Annotated in this window: 15 protein-coding genes; 2 read left to right on the top strand and 13 right to left on the bottom strand. The window is 72.0% G+C overall.

Translation table 11 applies throughout. The annotated features are described in order from the left end of the window. The 10 genes from Q0L15_RS00230 to Q0L15_RS00185 form a co-directional block, all read right to left on the bottom strand. A partial coding sequence (locus tag Q0L15_RS00230) for a Clp protease N-terminal domain-containing protein (protein ID WP_296601378.1) occupies nt 1-1,467 on the bottom strand: 1,467 nt, incomplete at its 3' end. Nucleotides 1,468-1,652: 185 nt separating this feature from the next. Continuing rightward, entirely contained in the window at nt 1,653-1,985 is a 333-nt protein-coding gene (locus tag Q0L15_RS00225; protein ID WP_296601377.1) for an Lsr2 family protein, read from the bottom strand. Between the two features lie 96 nt (nt 1,986-2,081). Beyond that, nucleotides 2,082-2,855 carry a type III pantothenate kinase gene (locus Q0L15_RS00220; protein ID WP_296601375.1) on the bottom strand — a complete coding sequence of 258 codons (774 nt, stop codon included), beginning with the start codon at nt 2,853-2,855 and terminating at the stop codon, nt 2,082-2,084. 3 nt (nt 2,856-2,858) lie between these two features. Next, nucleotides 2,859-3,734 carry a carboxylating nicotinate-nucleotide diphosphorylase gene (gene nadC / locus Q0L15_RS00215; protein WP_296601374.1) on the bottom strand — a complete coding sequence of 292 codons (876 nt, stop codon included), beginning with the start codon at nt 3,732-3,734 and terminating at the stop codon, nt 2,859-2,861. Continuing rightward, on the bottom strand, nt 3,731-5,425 hold the full coding sequence (locus Q0L15_RS00210; protein WP_296601373.1) for an L-aspartate oxidase: 1,695 nt from the start codon (nt 5,423-5,425) through the stop codon (nt 3,731-3,733). Before Q0L15_RS00210 ends, nadC begins: the two co-directional genes overlap by 4 nt. Nucleotides 5,426-5,434: 9 nt before the next feature. After that, nucleotides 5,435-5,854 carry an aspartate 1-decarboxylase gene (panD, locus tag Q0L15_RS00205; RefSeq protein ID WP_296601371.1) on the bottom strand — a complete coding sequence of 140 codons (420 nt, stop codon included), beginning with the start codon at nt 5,852-5,854 and terminating at the stop codon, nt 5,435-5,437. Further along, complete coding sequence (gene panC, locus Q0L15_RS00200) at nt 5,854-6,744, bottom strand: pantoate--beta-alanine ligase (protein WP_296601369.1); 891 nt, start codon at nt 6,742-6,744, stop codon at nt 5,854-5,856. Before panC ends, panD begins: the two co-directional genes overlap by 1 nt. Then, nucleotides 6,741-7,727, bottom strand: a complete 987-nt coding sequence (locus Q0L15_RS00195; RefSeq protein ID WP_296601368.1) for a DUF2520 domain-containing protein — start codon at nt 7,725-7,727, stop codon at nt 6,741-6,743. Before Q0L15_RS00195 ends, panC begins: the two co-directional genes overlap by 4 nt. A gap of 317 nt (nt 7,728-8,044) precedes the next feature. Then, nucleotides 8,045-8,959: a hypothetical protein gene (locus tag Q0L15_RS00190; protein ID WP_296601366.1), complete on the bottom strand. Its 915-nt coding sequence runs from the start codon at nt 8,957-8,959 to the stop codon at nt 8,045-8,047. Continuing rightward, nucleotides 8,956-10,059, bottom strand: a complete 1,104-nt coding sequence (locus Q0L15_RS00185) for a sulfotransferase family protein (RefSeq protein ID WP_296601364.1) — start codon at nt 10,057-10,059, stop codon at nt 8,956-8,958. Before Q0L15_RS00185 ends, Q0L15_RS00190 begins: the two co-directional genes overlap by 4 nt. Nucleotides 10,060-10,093: 34 nt before the next feature. On the opposite strand from Q0L15_RS00185, the gene Q0L15_RS00180 reads away from it, so the two are divergent. Further along, the gene (locus tag Q0L15_RS00180) at nt 10,094-11,203 is read left to right on the top strand and encodes a glycosyltransferase family 2 protein (protein WP_296601362.1); all 1,110 of its coding nucleotides are present in this window, start codon (nt 10,094-10,096) and stop codon (nt 11,201-11,203) included. Here the strand turns inward: Q0L15_RS00180 and Q0L15_RS00175 are convergent. The 3 genes from Q0L15_RS00175 to Q0L15_RS00165 are packed head-to-tail and all read right to left on the bottom strand — an operon-like array spanning nt 11,200 to nt 13,677. Beyond that, nucleotides 11,200-12,156 (bottom strand): ABC transporter substrate-binding protein, encoded by a 957-nt coding sequence (locus Q0L15_RS00175; RefSeq protein ID WP_296601361.1) that lies wholly within the window; start codon nt 12,154-12,156, stop codon nt 11,200-11,202. The two genes, Q0L15_RS00180 and Q0L15_RS00175, sit on opposite strands and share 4 nt — an antisense overlap. A gap of 52 nt (nt 12,157-12,208) precedes the next feature. Beyond that, a complete protein-coding gene (locus Q0L15_RS00170; protein ID WP_296601359.1) occupies nt 12,209-12,973 on the bottom strand; it encodes an ABC transporter permease in 765 nt (254 codons plus the stop codon). Continuing rightward, entirely contained in the window at nt 12,970-13,677 is a 708-nt protein-coding gene (locus Q0L15_RS00165) for an ABC transporter permease (RefSeq protein ID WP_296601358.1), read from the bottom strand. Before Q0L15_RS00165 ends, Q0L15_RS00170 begins: the two co-directional genes overlap by 4 nt. Nucleotides 13,678-13,680: 3 nt before the next feature. Here Q0L15_RS00165 and Q0L15_RS00160 point away from each other — a divergent pair, with 3 nt between their 5' ends. Beyond that, nucleotides 13,681-14,688 carry an ATP-binding cassette domain-containing protein gene (locus Q0L15_RS00160; protein WP_296601357.1) on the top strand — a complete coding sequence of 336 codons (1,008 nt, stop codon included), beginning with the start codon at nt 13,681-13,683 and terminating at the stop codon, nt 14,686-14,688. Nucleotides 14,689-14,764: the final 76 nt, after the last annotated feature.

Genomic DNA, 14,764 nt, shown 5'->3' with positions numbered 1-14,764 from the left:
GGCGAGCACCTCGGCGATCAGCTCCTCGTCGACCTCGGCGACCTCGTCCATGTCGCCCGCGCGCCACTGCTTCTCGCGCTCGGACTTCTTGAGGATCAGCTGCTTCTCCTCGTCGCGCAGTCGCGCGGCGGCCTCGAAGTCCTGGCCGTCGATCGCGGCCTCCTTGCGCTGGCGGACCTCGCCGATCTTGTCGTCGTACTCACGCAGGTCGGCGGGCGCTGTCATGCGGCGGATGCGCAGCCGCGAGCCGGCCTCGTCGATGAGGTCGATCGCCTTGTCCGGCAGGAACCGGTCGGAGATGTAGCGGTCGGCGAGCGTCGCGGCCGAGACCAGCGCCTCGTCGGTGATCGTCACACGGTGGTGGGCCTCGTAGCGGTCGCGCAGGCCCTTGAGCATCTCGATCGTGTGGGCGATCGAGGGCTCGGCGACCTGGATCGGCTGGAAGCGGCGCTCGAGCGCGGCGTCCTTCTCGAGGTACTTGCGGTACTCGTCGAGGGTGGTCGCACCGATGGTCTGCAGCTCACCGCGCGCCAGCATCGGCTTGAGGATGCTCGCCGCGTCGATCGCGCCCTCGGCAGCACCGGCGCCGACGAGGGTGTGGATCTCGTCGATGAACAGCACGATGTCGCCGCGGGTGCGGATCTCCTTGAGGACCTTCTTCAGGCGTTCCTCGAAGTCACCGCGGTAGCGGCTGCCGGCCACCAGCGCGCCGAGGTCGAGGGTGTAGATCTGCTTGTCCTTGAGCGTCTCGGGCACGTTGCCCTTGACGATGTCCTGGGCGAGACCCTCGACGATCGTGGTCTTGCCGACGCCCGGCTCTCCGATGAGCACCGGGTTGTTCTTCGTGCGGCGCGACAGGATCTGCATGACGCGCTCGATCTCCTGCTCCCGGCCGATGACCGGGTCGAGCTTGCCCTCGCGGGCGTCCTGGGTGAGGTTGCGGCCGAACTGGTCGAGCACCAGCGAGGACGACGGCGCGTCGCCGCCGGAGGCTCCGGTGGCCGCGGCCGCGCCGGCCGACTCCTTGCCCTGGAAGCCCGAGAGCAGCTGGATGACCTGCTGGCGGACCCGGTTGAGGTCGGCGCCGAGCTTCTGCAGCACCTGGGCGGCGACGCCCTCGCCCTCGCGGATCAGGCCGAGCAGGATGTGTTCGGTGCCGATGTAGGAGTGGCCGAGCTGCAGTGCCTCGCGCAGGGACAGCTCGAGGACCTTCTTGGCGCGCGGGGTGAACGGGATGTGGCCGCTGGGGGCCTGCTGGCCCTGGCCGATGATCTCCTCGACCTGGGCGCGGACCGCCTCGAGCGAGATGTCGAGGCTCTCCAGCGCCTTGGCGGCCACGCCCTCGCCCTCGTGGATGAGGCCGAGCAGGATGTGCTCGGTGCCGATGTAGTTGTGGGAGAGCATGCGGGCCTCTTCCTGGGCCAGCACGACCACCCGGCGGGCTCGGTCAGTGAACCGCTCGAACATGCGCATCGCTCCTACAAGCTTGTGGGGCCTCTCCCCCGTCGTCTGGAGGGGAGGTACGAGACAACTAACCCCGCTGACAGCCTACGCGTTCCCCGATCAGGCCCCAGTCAGTCCGCTGAGAGCGAACAGCGCCCGAAATCGCGTTGACCCGCCCGAAAGTTTCGGGCGGGTCAACGAGGCATCGCTCAGTGGGCGGCGTCGTAGGCCTCACGGACCTCGGCGGAGACCCGGCCACGGTCGGGTACGTCGTGGCCGTTGGCGCGGGCCCAGTCGCGGATCTCCTTGGCGCTCGGCCCGGAGCTGGCGGCGGCACTGCTGGAGCGGCGGCCGCGACGCGGAGCCGCGCCGACCTTGCGGCCGTGGCCGATGTAGCCGGCGAGCGCCTCGCGCAGCGCCGCGGCGTTCGTGTCGTTCAGGTCGATCTCGTACGACGTGCCGTCGAGGCCGAAGGTGACCGTTTCGGTCGCCTCACTGCCATCGAGATCGTCGACGAGAACGATGTTGACCTTCTGGGCCATGTGTCGCCTCACTTGAATTCAGACGGGGGATGAATACAGCTTCAACTCACTATGCCATAACGGAAAAGAACCCGTATCCCCATATTCGAGGACGCGTCAGGAGTTGCGCTCGAACACGAGCTCCAGGCCCCGCAACGTCAGCCAGGGAGCGTGCTGCGTGAAACAACGGCATTCGTCGAGCACGACCGGAGCAAGATATCCGGTCGCAATGACGTGCACGTCGGCGGGTTCGACATCGAGCTCGGCGATCATGCGCTCGACAATTCCCTCCACCTGCGCGGCGACCCCGAAAACCATTCCCGACTGCAGCGCCTCGACGGTGTTCTTGGCAATGACCGAACGCGGTCGCAGCAATTCGACTTTTCGCAGCTGCGCGCCGCGACGGCCGAGCGCTTCGAGCGAGATCTCGATTCCGGGCGAGATGGCGCCGCCGACATATTGACCCTGGGGACTGACGACGTCGAAGGTGGTCGCCGTACCGCCGAAGTCGACGATGATCGCGGGCCCGCCGTACTCGTGCACGGCGGCCAGCGCATTGATGATCCGGTCGGTGCCGACCTCACGCGGGTTGTCCATCAGCACCGGCACGCCGGTGCGCACCCCCGGCTCGACGACCACGCGGCTGACCGAGGCGAAGTGGCGCGTCAGCATCTCGCGCCACTCGTGCAGGACCGCCGGCACCGTGGCGCAGACCGCGATGCCGTCGACCTCGTCGAGCGCCGCGCCCAGCAGGCCACGCAGCAGCACCGCCCACTCGTCGGCCGTGTTGCGCTCATCGGTGGCGACCCGCCACTCGGCCAGCACGACGCCCTCGGCCACCAGCCCCAGGACCGTGTGGCTGTTGCCGATGTCGGCGCAGAGCAGGGGCACGCCTCAACCCTCGCTCAGGTCCAGGCCCAGGTCGAAGACCGTGACCGAGTGCGTGAGCGCGCCGACCGAGATGAAGTCGACCCCGGTCTCGGCGACCTCGCGAGCGCGCTCGAGGGTCAGCCCCCCGGAGGCCTCGAGGGTCGCGCGGCCGGCGGTCAGGCGCACGGCCTCGGCCATGGTCGCGGTGTCCATGTTGTCGAGGAGGATCTCGGTGCAGCCCACCTCGAGCAGCTCGCGGAGCTGGTCGAGGTCGGTCACCTCGACCTCCACGCTCAGGTCGGGGTACGCCGCGCGGACGGCCTCGTAGGCCGGCACCACGCCCCCGGCGGCGACGACGTGGTTGTCCTTGACCATCGCGCGGTCGCTGAGGCTGAAGCGGTGGTTGACGCCGCCGCCGCAGCGCACGGCGTACTTCTGCAGGGCCCGGAAGGTCGGCAGCGTCTTGCGGGTGTCGAGCACCCGGGCTCGCGTCCCGGCCAGCGCGTCGACCCAGTGCGCGGTCGCCGTGGCCACCCCCGAGAGGTGGCTGGCGTAGTTGAGCGCGGTCCGCTCGGCGGTCAGCAGGCCACGGACCGGCCCGGTCACCCGCATCACCACGTCCCCCGGGGCGACGCGGGTGCCGTCGGCGACCCGGTCGGTGACCTCGACGGTGTCGCCCATGACCTCGTGGAAGACCAGCGCCGCGACGCCGAGACCGGCCACCACCCCTGCCTCGCGAGCCCCGAAGACCGCGCTGCCCCGCGCATCGGCGCTGATCGTCGCGGCGGACGTGACGTCACCGCCCGGGAGGTCCTCGGCGAGCGCCGCGGCGATGTGGGCGCGGATCTCCTCCGGGTCGAGCCCCGCGGCGCGCAGCTCCTCGTCGTACGGCGTGCTCATGCTGCCCCTCGATCGGTCGGCGCGGCCGGGACGAACTCCAGTGTGCTGGCCCCGTCGGCCATCACGACGTCGAAGTGCCCGGCGAAGCCCTCGTCGTCGCGCTCGGGGAAGTCCTCACGCCAGTGCGAGCCGCGGGTCTCCTCGCGCAGGGCGGCGGCGTCGGCGAGGGCGATCGCGATCGTCAGCAGGTTGGTGGTCTCCCACGACTGCTGGTCGATGACCTCGGCTGTCTCGCCGGCGAGCTTGTCGAGCAGGCCGACGGCGTCGGCCAGCCCGGCGGCGCTGCGCAGCACGCCCACCCGGGTCGTCATCGCGTCCTGCAGCTCACGGCGTACGCCGCCGGCGACGAGGCCCGCGGTCCGAGCGTCGGCCACGGGCGGCTGCAGGGGCCGCAGCTCGCCGGGCAGCACCTGGGCGATCCGCCGGGAGAACACCAGGCCCTCGAGCAGGGAGTTGGAGGCCAGCCGGTTGGCGCCGTGGACGCCGGAGCAGGCGGCCTCGCCGGTGGCGTAGAGACCCGGCACCGTGGAGCGGCCCCACAGGTCGGTGCGCACCCCACCGGAGGCGTAGTGGCAGGCCGGCGCGACCGGGATGAGCTCGGTGACCGGGTCGACGCCGTGACTGCGCGTCGTGGCGAGGATCGTCGGGAAGCGGCGCTCCCACATCTCGGCGCCCAGGTGGCGGGCGTCGAGCCACATGTGCGGCCGGCCGGTCTCGTTCATCCGCCGGGTGATGGCCTTGGCGACGACGTCGCGCGGCGCGAGGTCGGCGAGCTCGTGGACGCCCTGCATGAAGCGGTCGCCCTCGAAGTCGACGAGGAAGGCGCCCTCGCCGCGGACCGCCTCGGAGATCAGCGGCTGCTGGCCGAGCGAGTCGGGGCCGAGGTACATCACGGTCGGGTGGAACTGCACGAACTCCAGGTCGCGCAGCACCGCGCCGGCGCGCAGGGCCACGGCCATGCCGTCGCCGGTCGAGACGGCGGGGTTGGTGGTCTGGGAGAAGACCTGGCCGAGCCCGCCGCTGGCGAGCACGACCGCGCGGCAGTGGACGGCGCCGACGCCGTCGCGCTGGCCCTCGCCCATCACGTGGAGGGTCACCCCGGCGACGCCACCGTCCTCGGCGAGCAGCAGGTCGACCGCCAGCGCGTGCTGGATCACCTCGATCTCGGGTGCCTGCTCGACGGCGGCGATGAGCGCCCGCTGGATCTCTGCACCGGTCGCGTCGCCGCCGGCGTGGGCGATCCGGTCGCGGTGGTGGCCGCCCTCGCGGGTCAGCGACAGCTCGCCGTCGGGGTCGTGGTCGAAGTTCGTGCCGAGCGCGATCAGCTCACGCACCGCCTCGGGCCCCTCGGTGACCAGCGCGTGGACGGCGTCGCGGTCGCAGGCCCCGGCACCCGCCACCAACGTGTCCAGCTCGTGCTCGGCCGGGGTGTCGCCGGGCCCCAGCGCCGCGGCGATGCCGCCCTGGGCCCACTGGGTGGAGCCGGCGGCGAGCACGTCCTTGGTGACCACGAGGACCTTGCCGACCTCCTCGCGCAGCCGCAGGGCCGCGGTCAGGCCGGCGATGCCCGAGCCGATCACGACGACGTCGGCCGTCGTCGTCCACCCGGGATCGGGGGCGAGCAGGCGTCCGGGGACCCGGCGGACGGGTGCGTCGATCTCGCGGGTGGGCACGTCGGACACCTCGGACACGCAGCGAGGCTAGCGCTCGACCGGCAGGTCGCCGCGCAGCAGCCCGGAGCCGGCCGGAGCCTCGGCCGGGTCGCTGCCGATGGTCACGACCTTGTTGTCGGCGTCGACGAACACGACGTGCGGCTCGAAGCCCTTGGCCTCGACGTCCTCCATCTGGCCGTAGGCGATGAGGATCACCAGGTCGCCGGGGTGCACCAGCCGGGCCGCGGCACCGTTGATGCCGATCACCCCGGAGCCCCGCGGGCCGGCGATCGTGTAGGTCTCCAGGCGGGCACCGTTGGTGATGTCGACGATGTGCACGAGCTCGCCCGGCAGCAGGTCGGCGGCGTCGAGGAGGTCCTCGTCGACGGTCACCGACCCGACGTAGTGCAGGTCGGCCTGGGTGACCGTCGCCCGGTGGATCTTGCTCTTCATCATGGTCCGCAGCATCAGGAGTCTCCCTGCTCGCTCGCGCGCCCGAGGACGAGCGGCATGTTGTCGATGAGTCGCGTCGTGCCGACGCGGGCGGCGACGAGGACGCGCGCCGCGGTGCCCGGGGGTACGTCGTCGGGCAGCTCGCCCAGGTCGGGGTCGGTGATCACGAGGTAGTCGAGGTCCACGCCGGGCGCCGCCCGCAGCTCGGCGCGCGCCTCGCGCAGCGCGACGCCGGCGCCGTACGCGGCGGCGTCCTGCGCCGCCCGGAGTGCGCGGCTGAGCGCCACCGCGTCGGCGCGCTGGTCGGCCTCGAGGTAGCGGTTGCGGCTGGACAGGGCCAGGCCGTCGGGCTCGCGCACCGTCTCGGCGCCGACGATCTCGACCCCGAGGTTGAGGTCGAGCGCCATCCGGCGGATCAGCGTCAGCTGCTGGTAGTCCTTCTCGCCGAACACCGCCAGGTCGGGACGGACCAGCCCGAACAGCTTGGCGACGACCGTGAGCACCCCGCGGAAGTGGCCGGGCCGGGTCTTGCCCTCGAGGACCTTGCCGAGGGGGCCGGGGCGCACCGTGACCTGGGGCGGGCCGCCGGGATAGACCTCCTCGATGCCCGGTGCGAAGACCAGGTCGGCGCCCTCGCGGGCACAGACCTCGAGATCGGCCTCCAGCGTGCGGGGGTAGCGGTCGAGGTCCTCGTTCGGCCCGAACTGCAGCGGGTTGACGAAGACCGACACCACGACGGGGCCGTCGCCCACGCGCTCGCGCGCGGCGCGGATCAGGCTGGCATGGCCCTCGTGCAGTGCGCCCATCGTCGGCACGAAGCCGACGGGGCGGCCACCGGCGCGCGCGGACGAGAGCAGGGTGGCGAGCTCCTCGCGGGTGGGCGCGAGGACGGGAGTGGAGCTCATCGGCGGCGTGCGGAGGTGCGCGGTGCGGAGGTGCGCAGCGCGGCGGCCCGCTCGGCCTGGTCCAGCACCCGCTGGATCGCGGCCGCGCGGATCGGCAGCACCCGGCCGTCGGTCACGACCCGGTCGAGGGTGTCGCGGGCGAGGGCGACGTAAGACGGCAGCGTGTGCGGCGCGTTCGCGGCGATGTCGGCCAGGTGTGCGCGGACGGTGTTGACGTCACCGCGCACGATCGGCCCGGTCAGCGCGGAGTCGCCGTGGTCCAAGGCGTTGTCCAGCGCGGCGGTCAACAGCGGGCGCAGCGTCCCAGCAGGGTCGTCGGCGCCGGCGGCGGCGAGCAGCTCCATCGCCTGGGTGACGAGCGTGACGAGGTGGTTGGCGCCGTGGGCCAGGCCCGAGTGGTAGAGCGTCCGCATCTCCTCGGGCACCCACATCGGGCGGCCGCGCAGGTCGGCCACCAGACCCTCGACGAACGCCCGCTCCGCGGGATCGGCGGTCAGCCCGTAGACGCAACCGGGGAGCCGGTCGAGGTCGAGCGCGGTGCCGGTGAATGTCATCGCCGGGTGCAGGGCCACGATCCGGGCCCCGACCCGCGCGGCGGGCTCGAGGACGGCCAGGCCGTGCCGGCCCGAGGTGTGCACGACGTACTGACCCGGCCGGATCGCGCCGCTGTCGCTGAGCACGGTCACGACGTTGGCGAGCATGTCGTCGGGGACCGTCAGCAGCAGCAGGTCGCACGAGCGGGCCACGTCGGTGGGCTTGGCGACCGGGCTGACGGGCAGCAGGTCGGCGATGCGGGCGCGCGAGGCGTCGGACTCTCCGGCGGCGGCGACCACGTGGTGGCCGGCGGCCTCGAGGGCGGCGCCGAGGACGGCGCCGACGCGGCCGGCGCCGACGACGCCGATGCGCAGGCCCCCGGCCTGGTGGCCGTGGCGCGCACCGCGCCCGTCAGGGCGCAGGGCAGGGTCCCGGGGAGGGTGCGTCATGAGTCGAACCTTTCGTTCCAGTCCCTCCGACCACCCGTCTGCCGCGATCGGCGGCGTGGCGGGCCGGTGTGGGTACCGGACGGTGTGCTCGTCTGGATGGAACCTGTCGGGAGAGGGTGTTCCCCGGACACGACGAATCTACGCCCCGGTCTGGTCCGGGGAGAACGGCGCCGAGACGTGACCTACCCGACACCGCGGCGCCGGACTCCGGCTGCCTCGCTCGCTGTAACGCCGTGTTACCCGACCTATCCACCGTGGTGCAGCATGGTGGGAAGAGGGGGTAAACGGGCGTTACAGCGAGCGAGGACGACCCCGGGTCAGCCCACCTGCAGCGGCCGCGGGGCGCGCGGGAGCCAGTCGTGGGTGACGTGGTCGACGATGTGGACCCCCGGCGGCGCGGTGATCTCGTGGACGCCGGGCAGCACCCGGCCCTCCTTGAGCGCGTGGAACACCGCCCACTCGCGGCGCTTGCGGCGGTTGCGGTAGCTCGTGGCGAACGACTCGGGGTCGGTCCAGTGCGCGAACTCCTCGCCGTCGAGGTACTTCAGCTCGACGCACAGCCCGTGCGGGAGACCGATCGTGCGGACGTTCTCGGGCGTCGTGCGGATCTCCCACTCGAAGGCCTTGGTGAACACGAAGTCCGGCCCGATCGGGAAGCCCCACTCCTCGGCGTTGCGCCAGCCGAGGTCGAGGTAGCCCTTCGACTCGCTCTCCAGGTAGAGCCCGTGCCGCGGGACGCGGATGATCGACTGCACGTCGCCCACCTGCCAGGCCAGGTCCGCGACCGAGACCTCGCCCTCGGTGGTCAGCACCATGTCGCCGTCCCACTTCCAGGAGTAGCGCGTGGTGACCTGCGCGAAGCACCAGTTGTAGAAGTACGACAGCGAGTGCACGGACAGCTCGTGCTGTGCGAGGTGCTCGGCGCCCGCGCGGGCGACCGCGAAGGGGTACGACGACACCGTCAGCTTGTCCGAGCGGCCGGCACGGGCGGCCGTGTCGCGGGCGACGTCCGGCGTGCCGTCCTCGGAGCCGTTGTCGACGAGCAGCACGTGGTCGCAGGCCCGCAGCAGGGGCGGGAGCACGAACGGGAGCGAGGGCGCCTCGTTCTTGACGCGCAGCACGGCCGTGGACCCGGGGCGCAGACCCTCGGGCCGCGTCCAGGGCCAGGTGATGTCGAACTCGGTGTGGCCCTCGATGTTCGACAGACCGCGCGCGCCGAGGTGGGCGGTCACCGGGTGCGGCCCAACGCCTTGCGCAGCCCCCGGCGCACCGGGGCCGGGATGGCGGCCCGGACGCTGTGCGGGATCTTGTCGGCCGGGTCGACCGGCGCCCCGGGGCCGGGCTTGGCGCCGGGGCCGCCCTTGAGCTGCTTGCGGACCCGCTGCTCCGCGGCCACCACCGAGGAGCGCGAGATCGCCTCGGACTCCTCGTAGAGGTCGACGTACGCCTCGCGCAGCTGGTCGAGGGTCTGGTGCACCGCCGGGGTGTCGCCACCGGGCTCGGCGAGCTTGTTGAGCTCCTCCCAGGTCTCGGCGGTGAGCTGGTGGAGGCGCTTCGGGAGCGCGAGGTCCTCGAGCGTCTGGGTCATCCGGCGCAGGTTGGGGTCCACGAACCGGTGGCCGTCGCGGATCGCCTCGCTGTCGGCGTGCAGCACGTGCTGGAGCTCGAGCTGCTCGGCCGCCTGCATCACCACCCGGGTCCAGTCGTCGAGGAGGTCGGCGTAGCGGACGAACACCCGGCCACCGTCGGCGACGGACTCCCGGGTCGCGCGCTCGGTGTGGAGCAGCATGTTGAGCCAGGAGGCCGCGAGGTGCGCCGAGCCGAGACGGTTCTGGTAGTAGGTCTGCTTGCTGCCCACGACCTCCGCCGGCGGGCGCAGCATGGTCGCGAAGACCGGTGTCGCACCCGTGCGCACCGCGGCCACCCGCCACAGCGAGAGGAACCAGCTCAGCCGCGGGTCCTTGACGACCAGCTCGGGGTTGACCGCGAAGTGGCCCTCCAGCCACTCGGCGGTCTTGATCCGCTCGGGCTCGCGGGTGGAGACCCGGCCCGTCTCGAACCACGCGTCGGGGCGGGCGTCGCTGACCTGGACGCCGGCCTCCTTGAGCAGCCGGTCGTGGTGGGCGACGACCCAGGCGGGCTCTCCGAAGCCCTTGGGGTTGGTCTCGTCGGCCGCGACCTCGGGCTGCGGGACGTGGAGGCCCAGGATCTGCATGAGGCCGGCCATCGTGCTCGTCCCGCTGCGGCCTGCACCGGCCACGAACAGGACCTTGCGGGGGTAGTCGGCGGGATCGAGGTCACTGGGGTCGGCGGGGACAGGCTGGGCGCTCACGGTAGGTGAGCCTAACGCTCAGTACGGTGGCCCCATGAAGCTCGGTCGGCGGCTGCCCGTGGTCAGCGTCGTCGTGCCGGTCTACGACGTCGAGGCCTACCTGCCGGCTGCGCTGGACAGCGTCCTGGCCCAGACCCACCAGGCGCTGGAGGTGGTGATCGTCGACGACGGCTCGACCGACGGCTCCGGCGCGATCGCCGACCAGTACGCCGCCCGCGATCCACGCGTCCGGGTCGTGCACACCGCCAACCACGGCCTCGGGGCCGCCCGCAACGAGGGTGCTCGGCACGCCACGGGCGAGCTGCTGGCCTTCGCCGACTCCGACGACGTCGTGCCACCTCGGGCCTACGAGGTGATGCGACGCCAGCAGCGGCGCACCGGCGCGGACTTCGTCACCGGGTCGGTAGCGCGGTGGGACGGCGGCCGGCTCGAGGAGCTGCCCTGGATGCGTCGACTGCACACCCCGCGTGCGGCGTACTACATCGAGCAGCATCCGGAGATCCTCGGCGACGTGTTCGCGTGGAACAAGCTGTTCCGCCGCGAATTCTGGGACGGCGCCGGCCTCGCCTGGCCGGAGGGGATCCGCTACGAGGACCAGCCCGCCACCACGCGCGCCTACATCACGGCCCGGCGCTTCGCGGTGGTGCCCGACGTCGTCTATCACTGGAGGATCCGCCACGACGGGTCCTCGATCACCCAGCAGCGCTCGTCGATGACCGACCTGCAGGACCGGTGGACGACCAAGCGGATGTCGCTGAGCACCGTGCGGGGCTTCGGCTCGGACAAGGTCACCCGGACGTTCGTCGACAAGGTCCTCGCCGGCGACATGCACCGCTACTTCGTCGAGATCCCCGGGTGCCCCGACGAGTGGTGGGACCTGCTGGTCGCCGGCGTGAGGGAGTTCTGGGGCGAGCGGACGCTGGCCGCCTCCGGCCTGCCGCCCGTGCACCGGCTGACGGGGTGGCTGGTCGGCCAGGGCCGACGCGAGGAGGCCGAGCTCGTGATGCGGTTCGTCGCAGCCCACGTCGGCCCGGTCCCCCAAGTGCCCTCAGCACAAGGGCCGCGGATCGACGTGCCCGGGATCGACCCGGCCTCCGTCGACCCCGCGGCCCTCGCGCTGCGGGACTTCGAGGTGCGGATCTAGTCGAGCAGGCCCTCGTCGACCAGGAACTGGTGGGCGACGTCCTCGGGCTTGTCGCGGTCGACCGCGACCGCGCCGTTGAGCTCGGTGAGCTTCTCGGTAGTGAGCGCGGCCATCAGCTCGTTGAGCACGTCCGCCACGTCGGGGTGCTCGGCGAGGAAGTCGCTGGAGACCGCGGGGACGAGGTTCTGGGCGGGCTGGATCTGCTTGTCGTCCTCCAGCACCACGAGGCCCTGGGACTCCAGCGTCCCGTCCGTCGTGCTGGTCTCGCCGAGCTGCGACTCGCCATCGAGCACGGACTTGTAGGTCTGGTCGCTGGCGTAGCCCAGCGGCAGGACCTTCGTGATGTCGATCCCGTACTGGTCGGAGAGCCCACCCTCGCAGTCGAGCCGGCCCTTGCAGTCGGGCGCAGCAGCGAGCACCACGGACTTGCCCGCGAGGTCGGAGAGCTTGGTGACGCCCTCGGAGTCGCTGAAGTCCTGGGTCACGAAGAAGGCGTTGGTGTCGGTGGCAGCCGAGGTGTCGAGCAGCGTGATGCCGGCGTCGTCGAGAAGGGCCTTCCCCTGGTCGGCGAGTTCTTGGCCGTCGCCGGCGGTGAACGGCTCGGCCTGGGGCCCGTTGGCCTTCGCGTTGAGGAAGTTGACGATGCCGCCGACGTACTCCGGCACCACGTCGACATCGCCCGGGAACGTCGCCATGTAGGCGTCACGGGTGTCGACCAGCTTGACGTCGGTGGTGTAGCCGGCCTGCGTCAGGAGCTCGTCGTACATGGCGGCCACGATCGCGGCCTCGGTGAAGCTCTGACCGGCGATGTGGACCGGGCCCTGGTCGGTGGATGCGGGGGTGGAGCCGTCGTCGGCCTTGGTCGAGTCATCGGACAGGTCGTCGCCGGCACAGCCGGCGAGGAAGAGCGAGCCGACGGCGAGGGCCGCGGCGAGGGAGCGTCGTGCCTGCATGTGCTGTGTCCTTCTGTGTCCCGCGGGGTGGCCCGCGCGTGTCCGGATGCTGCTAGCTGCCGACGTCGCCGGCCTCCTCGGTAACTGTAGGTGGGGCCCCCGACATTCCCGGGTGACGATTCGGTGACGATGCGCGGCGGGTGGGATCGAGGAGGCGCACGCCCGCCGCGGCGACCAGCTCGAGCAGCAGCGCGACCACGGCGACGACCACGGCGCCGGCGATGCCCTTGGCGTAGTTCGTGCGGTAGAAGCCGTCGGTGATCACCCGCCCGAGCCCGGGTCCGGCGACCAGGGCCGCGATCGTCGCCGTCGCCCAGACCTGGACCAGCGCGAGCCGGAGCCCCAGCAGCACCAGTGGTGCGGCCAGCGGCAGCTCCACGCGGACGAACCGCTGCCGGCCCGTCATGCCCATGCCGTCGGCAGCCTGCTTGACCGCGGGCGAGACCTCGCGGATGCCGACGTAGGAGTTCGTGATCACCGGCGGCAGGGCGAACAGCGTGAGGGCGAGGACCGTGGCGAGGCCGGCGCGTCCATAGGGTCCGAGGGTGTCCGTGCCGGGCCAGTCGGCGGTCACGAACAGGGCGAGCAGGGCGAACGTGGGGACGGCGCGACCCACGTTGCTGATGTTGATCGCGAGGAACCCGCCCCGTCCCAGGTGCCCCAGCCACAGGGCGGTCGGCAGCCCGATCGCCGCCGCGAGCACCATGGCGGTCAGGCTGAGGAGCAGCTGCTGGAGCAAGAGCTGGAGCATGCCGTCCTCGCCGGTCCAGTGCCCGGCGGTCACGAGGTAGTCCCAGGTGTCGAGGAGCAGGTTCACGCCCGTGCTCCTCTCGTCCACGGCGTCAGGATCCGTTGCGCCACCACGATCAGCACGTCGAGCAGCACGGCGATCGCCACGCAGAGGATCGCGGCAGTCATGAGCTCGGCGCGGAAGTTCGTCGAGACCCCGTCGGCGATCAGGTTCCCCAGCCCTCCGTAGGAGACCAGCGACCCGACGGTGGTGAGCGCGACCGTCGACACCGTGGCGACCCGCAGCCCGGCCATGATCACCGGCAGCGCGAGCGGCAGCTCGACGAGCACGAGCAGGCGGGTGGCGCCGTACCCGAGACCGACGGCCGACTCGCGCACGTCCTCGGGCACCGAGCGCAGCCCCTCGAGCATGCTGCGCACCAGGATCGTGAGCGCGTAGAGCGCCAGGCCGATCACGACCGTGGTGGCGCTGAGGCCGGTGAACGGCACGAGGAGCGGCAGCAGCGCCAGCGACGGGATCGTGTAGACCGCGGTCGCCGCGCCGACGATCAGCGTCTCCAGCCGGGGGAGCCTGCGCGCGATCAGGGCCAGTGGGAAGGCGATCAGCACGCCGAGGACGACCGAGGCCACGGTGATCTGCAGGTGCTGGACCGTGGCGTCGGTGATCTCCTGGCGGTAGTCGCTGAGGTACTGCGCACAGAACCACTCGTTGGTCAGCCGGCTGTAGCAGCTCGGCTCGCCGGCCGCGGCAGCCGCCACGAGTAGGGTCACCGCATGGACGGTACCGGTTCGGCGGGCGAGGCCTCGATGATCCGGCTCTCGGGCGTGGGCAAGACCTACGACGACGGCACGGTGGCCGTGCACGCGCTCGACCTCGAGGTGCGCCGCGGCGAGCTCGTCTGCCTGGTCGGCCCCTCGGGCTGCGGCAAGTCGACCACGCTGAAGATGATCAACCGGCTCATCGAGCCCACCACGGGCACGATCGAGATCGACGGCCGGGACGTGACCCGCCAGGACCCGGTGCAGCTGCGGCGCAGCATCGGCTACGTCATCCAGCAGGTGGGGCTGTTCCCCCACCAGAGGATCATCGCCAACGTGATGACCGTGCCGCTGCTCTACGGCGAGTCGAAGGCGACCGCCCGGGCGCGCGCCACCGAGCTCCTCGAGCTCGTCGGTCTCGACCCCGCGCGGTACGCCGAGCGCTACCCGAGCCAGCTCTCAGGCGGCCAGCAGCAGCGCGTGGGCGTCGCCCGGGCGCTGGCGGCCAAGCCGCCCGTGCTGCTCATGGACGAGCCGTTCGGCGCGGTCGACCCGCTGGTGCGGCTGCGGCTGCAGGACGAGTTCCTGCGCCTGCAGCGCGATCTGGGGGTCACGGTGGTGTTCGTGACCCACGACATCGACGAGGCCGTGCGGCTCGGTGACCGGGTGGCGGTGTTCGCCACGGGTGGACGGCTCGCGCAGTACGACACCCCGGCGCGGATCCTGGGCCGCCCCGCCGACGACTTCGTCGCGGACTTCGTCGGCTCCACGTCGGGGCTGCGCCGGCTGGACGTGACCCCGCTCGACCCGGCGCACCTCGAACCGCTCGAGGGCGTGCGCGCCGGCGACATCGGGGCCGCGATCGACGTCGACAGCACGCTCGGCCACGCGATGGCGGTGCTGCTGCGCGACGACGCCGGCATGGTCGGCGTACGCGACGGCGCGCGGTTCGTCGGCGTCCTCACGCCCAACGGCATCCACCGGGCGCTGCGGGCCGCACTCGCCGAGATGGCGGACGCGTAGGCGTGAGAGAGACGCCCTAGACCTTAGGGATCACGGGTTGGGGTGACACCCGGTGTGCCTGCGCGTGGGTGTGGGC

The sequence above is a fragment of the Nocardioides sp. genome (assembly GCF_024509035.1).
GTDB lineage: Bacteria > Actinomycetota > Actinomycetes > Propionibacteriales > Nocardioidaceae > Nocardioides.
This window is presented reverse-complemented; position numbering and strand designations above follow the sequence as displayed.